General features: G+C 44.6%; 1 protein-coding gene. It reads right to left on the bottom strand.

What is annotated here, in order from left to right; genetic code table 11:
* Positions 1 to 332, bottom strand: a 332-nt coding sequence (locus NE665_RS24195; RefSeq protein ID WP_256302743.1) for a hypothetical protein, incomplete at both ends; no start/stop codon positions are given.

Raw genomic sequence — 332 nt, 5'->3', positions numbered from 1 at the left:
TCCATATGCGGATTGCTTGCCTTCGATGATTCCCGTTGCATAGCTGTTGCTTATTTCTGCATTTCCGGAGACGACAAAACCGGAAGCTCCTGCTTCCCCTGTGATTTCCCCGCTCACATAGCTATTTTCTATGCTTGTATTCGTATTATTCACCAGCATTCCAGCAGCAGTTTGCTTAGAATGGATGACTGCCAAAATGCCGACACCATTGATTTTTGTATCAGCTGCACGCAATGCCAACGCTGCTGTGTCTGCATCCGTATCGATAATACTGCTCAGATTTACATCATTTATATTTGCTTTCTTCAGAGAAGTGAACAACGGCTGCTTCA

The organism is Clostridium sp. DFI.1.208, assembly GCF_024463855.1.
Lineage (GTDB): Bacteria > Bacillota_I > Bacilli_A > Erysipelotrichales > Erysipelotrichaceae > Clostridium_AQ.
This window is presented reverse-complemented; position numbering and strand designations above follow the sequence as displayed.